Source organism: Alcanivorax sp. UBA3183 (assembly GCF_002364155.1).
Lineage (GTDB): Bacteria > Pseudomonadota > Gammaproteobacteria > Pseudomonadales > Alcanivoracaceae > Alcanivorax > Alcanivorax jadensis.
The window spans coordinates 25430-29605 of the sequence record NZ_DEXN01000005.1; the positions used below are offsets into that span (position 1 = coordinate 25430).

The 4176-nt window shown below is 61.4% G+C and carries 4 protein-coding genes; all 4 read left to right on the forward strand.

Annotation, left to right across the window (positions count from 1 at the left end; genetic code table 11):
• Nucleotides 1–81: 81 nt before the first annotated feature.
• The 4 genes from hemC (at nt 82) to B3Q33_RS01220 (ending at nt 4093) form a co-directional block, all read left to right on the forward strand.
• Nucleotides 82–1014: a hydroxymethylbilane synthase gene (gene hemC, locus B3Q33_RS01205; protein ID WP_035245267.1), complete on the forward strand. Its 933-nt coding sequence runs from the start codon at nt 82–84 to the stop codon at nt 1012–1014.
• A gap of 5 nt (nt 1015–1019) precedes the next feature.
• Nucleotides 1020–1718: a uroporphyrinogen-III synthase gene (locus B3Q33_RS01210; RefSeq protein WP_035245265.1), complete on the forward strand. Its 699-nt coding sequence runs from the start codon at nt 1020–1022 to the stop codon at nt 1716–1718.
• Nucleotides 1719–1901: 183 nt separating this feature from the next.
• Nucleotides 1902–2867 (forward strand): uroporphyrinogen-III C-methyltransferase, encoded by a 966-nt coding sequence (locus tag B3Q33_RS01215; RefSeq protein WP_035245263.1) that lies wholly within the window; start codon nt 1902–1904, stop codon nt 2865–2867.
• Entirely contained in the window at nt 2864–4093 is a 1230-nt protein-coding gene (locus tag B3Q33_RS01220) for a heme biosynthesis protein HemY (protein WP_035245261.1), read from the forward strand. Before B3Q33_RS01215 ends, B3Q33_RS01220 begins: the two co-directional genes overlap by 4 nt.
• Nucleotides 4094–4176: the final 83 nt, after the last annotated feature.

Here is a 4176-nt window from a genome sequence, read left to right on the forward strand (position 1 = left end):
GCCATGGCGAGCATGGCTCCTACGGTATGAGCTTCTCTTCCTGTAAACTGTCCTCCTCATTTCAGAACCACAGGATCTCCCATGTCCCGCGAAGTCTTGCGTATCGCCACCCGCTCCAGCCCGCTTGCCATCTGGCAGGCAGAATACGTTCAGCAGCGTCTGGAAAGTCTGCATGAGGGGTTGAGCGTGGAGTTGGTTCGGATCAAGACCCAGGGTGACAAGATTCTCGATACCCCGCTGGCCAAGATTGGTGGCAAGGGCCTGTTCGTGAAGGAGCTGGAAGAGGCCATCATGGACGGCCGTGCGGATATTGCCGTGCATTCCATGAAGGATGTACCCATGGAATTGCCGGAAGGCTTTGCGCTGCCGGTGATCTGTGAGCGGGAAGATCCCCGCGATGCCTTTGTCTCCAATCATCATGACAGCCTGTCTGCTCTGCCACATGGTGCCTGTGTGGGGACTTCCAGCCTGCGCCGTCAGGCCCAGGTGCAGGCCAACCGCCCGGACCTGGTGGTGAAAAGCCTGCGCGGTAATGTGCAGACCCGCCTTGGTAAGCTGGATGCTGGCGAGTTCGACGCCATTATCCTCGCCGCCGCGGGTCTCAAGCGGCTGGAGATGCACGAGCGGATCCGTTATGAAATGCCGCCGGAGGAATCCCTGCCGGCGGTAGGGCAGGGTGCGGTCGGCATCGAGTGCCGCGAAGGCGATGAGCGCACCATCGCACTGCTGAGTCCGCTCAGTGATGTGGATACCTGGGACCGGGTAGTGGCGGAACGAGCCATGAATCGACGTCTTGAGGGTGGTTGTCAGGTGCCTATCGCCGGCTTCGCGTTGCTGGAAGACGATCAGCTCTGGCTGCGTGGCCTGGTTGCCGAGGAAAACGGCAAACAGGTGCTCCGTGCAGAAGGGCGCGCCCCCCGCGAGCGCGGTGCCGAACTGGGTGTGGAGATTGCCGAGCAACTGCTGGCCCAGGGGGCGGATGTGATCCTCAAGGCTCTCTACGAGAAAGGCTGATTGTCATGCAGGTGCTGGTCACCCGTCCCCGGGGGCAGCAGCAGGCCTTAATGGATGCCCTGCGTCAGGCTGGCTATCAGCCGCTGCACAGCCCCGCACTGCATATCGAGCCGCTGCCGGTCAGCGATACTACCCGCCGGGTGCTGATGGACCTGGATTTGTTCCATGCGGTTTTCTTCGCCAGCAGTAATGCCGCCCGCCTGGCCCTGGCCGCCATGGCGGATATCTGGCCCCAGTGGCCGGTGGGCGTCCACTGGCTGGCGGTAGGCAAGGCCACTGCGGCGGAAATTACCCGCTGGCATCTGCAGCCCACCGTTCCTGACGGCGGTTTCAATTCCGAAGCGGTGCTATCCCTGCTCTGCCTGCAGCAACTGACGGAAAAAAAAGTGCTGTTGTGTCGTGGTGATAGCGGTCGGGAATTATTGGCACAGACTCTTGCCGAGCGAGGAGCGGAAGTTGTCACCCTGCCGTTCTATCGTCGTTTGCCCTGCGCAGCATTTCATTGCCCTGCACAATGCAACTGGGTCATGGTGACCAGTGTGGAAAGCTGGCGAGCCATCAGCGAAAAAATTCCACCTGACGTCGGGGTGGTGGCTGCCGGGGAGCGAGTGGCCTCTCATATCCGTGCGGAACATGCCGGTCCAGTGCGAGTGGCGGCCAGTGCCCATGATGAAGATATGCTGGCCACTCTGCCTTCTGCATAAAGAACATGAATGACTGATCTCTTCATATCGCCAAGGTAGTGTTTTGTAATCTATCTCCCGGGTTCATGCCCTGTTTGCCTCTCCTATTACATTGTTTAATGGACACTCAGCGCAGCCCCAATTAAGGTTTTCGCAGAGGATCGCCCGTTTGGGGGTGCCAGATAATCAGAACATGGAGCTGACATGACGCAGGAACGTCTTTATTCCCGCCAGACAGGCAAGAGCATCTGGGTTGTACTGGTGGTGTTGGTGGTTCTGGCGGCCCTGGGGGCCGGTGGCTGGTGGGGCTGGCAACAGTTCCAGCAGATGCAGAAAGAAAAAGCCGGTCTTGCCGGTCAGATCAGCGAATTGAAAGCTGCCATGGCCAGCCAGCGCAGCGAGGTGCAGGGCGCGCTGTCTTCCTTCGAGAAAAAACAGGCGGAGCTGTCCGCCCGTATGGTCAAGGATCGCGCCGTGCTCAGCGATATGCAGAGTGGTGGGCAAACACTGTGGCTGGTCAACGAAGCCCGGGCACTGGCCAGCCTGGCCAGCCAGCGACTGCTGCTGACCCAGGATGCCTCTGCCGCGCGGCGTTTATTGAAAGCCGCGGATGAAACCCTGGCCCGCCTTGATGATCCCAAGGTGCTGCCGGCCCGTCAGGCGCTGGCCATGGACATGGAAAAACTCAGCGGTGCCGGTCAGGTGGATGTGCAAGGCATGGTGCTTCGCCTGGGCGCCCTGCGTCAGATTACCGCTGAGCTGGCGGTGCCAGTGGAGGAAGCCCCTCCCGAGCGGGATTTACCTGAAGTGAATCAGCCCTGGTGGCAAGACGTGCTCGACCGCCTGCCGATCAATGTACGTCATCACGAAGGGGCTGTGCCGTTGCCGTTGTCTGCCGAGCAGGCGTCACTGGTGCGTCTGACCCTGGATGGCAGTCTGCAGCAGGCGCAGCTGGCTCTAATGCAAGGACGTGCCAAGGCCTACCAGCAGGCGCTGGATAATGCGCGCACGACGCTGGCCCAGTGGTTCCGTGAGGATGAGCCGCGGGCGGCGCAAATGCGCAAGGCGTTGAAAGAGCTGGGTGGCAGCAGTGTGGCTCAGGCCCTGCCGGAGATTGGCGCGGGTCTGGCTGCCATTGAAGAGTTGAAACGCAAGGAGGGCGGTGCATGAAAAAAGTCGCCCTGCTGATCGTCATCGCCCTGGTTGCCGCACTGGCACTGGGGCGCTGGATGGCGTCGGATTCCGGCTACGTGCTGGTAATCCGCGATGACTTCTCCCTGGACACCACCCTGGGCTTTGTGGTGCTGGCGGCACTGCTGGCGGTGGTGGCCATTGTGGTGCTTACCCTGCTCGGCAATGCCGCCTGGAATGTGCTGGAGCCGGTGCGAGCTACACGTCGCTGGAAAAAAGCCGTGGCGGCCCGGCGTTTGCGCAGTGGTCTTCTGCAACTGGTGGATGGCGAACAAGAAAAGGCCGAGCGGCTGCTGGTAGCCGCCGGAGAAGACGGTGACTGGCCCCTGCTGGCCTGGTTGCTGGCGGCGGAAGCGGCTCAGGAACAGGAGAACGTGGAGGCCAGTCAGCGGTATCTGGAAAATGCCAGCAGCGACCGCCGTGGCCAATTGGTGGCCGGGCTGATGAAGGCCCGTTTCGCGCTGGATGATGGTTATCCGGAGCAGGCCCGCCAGGAGCTCAAGGTGCTGGCGGACCTGGCGCCGCGCAACAAACGCATCCTGCGTACCTATGCGGAAGTGCTGGAGAGCCAGAAAGACTGGCCGGCTCTGTGCGCCCTGATGCCGCGCCTCAAGCGCGCCTTCGGTGAGGGCAAGGAATCCCGTCGTGAACGCCGAGCCTGGCTGGCCCTGCTGCAGGAAACCGCGCGCAAGCCCGGCTTCAATGATGCGGACAGCCGTCGGGAGGAACTGCGCAAGCTATGGAAGGATGTGCCGGTTCATTTGAAGAATGATCCGGCCATGGTGGCCCGCTATACCGGTTTTCTGGCCCAGCTGGGCGGTGGTAAGGGCGCCTTGAATCTGGTCCGTGAGCAGTTGACCCAACAGTGGGATGACCGCTTACCGCCGGTACTGGAAGCCATCGACGATATGTCTCCGGATGATTTGCTACAGGTGCTGGAAGGCTGGCTGGCAGAACGACCGGGTAACGCAGCGGTGTTGATTACGGCCGGTCGAGTGGCTCTCAAGGCCCGTCTGTGGGGCAAGGCCCAGGGTTTCTTTGAGGCCGCCGCCAACTCCAGCCAGAGCGCCACAGCCCTGGCTGAACTGTCTCGGCTGTATCAGGCGCTGGGTGATACCAGCAAGGCACAGAAGGCCTTTGAGCGTCGCCTGCAGCAACTGGACGGAGAGTTGCCCGCGTTGCCGATGCCGGAGAAGTCGTTGTAGAACGGCATTGGCAAACGAAAACCAAAAGGCCGCGCCGGCGGATTTCTGGTGCGGCCTTTTTGCTGTAGGAGCGCCGCTTGAGG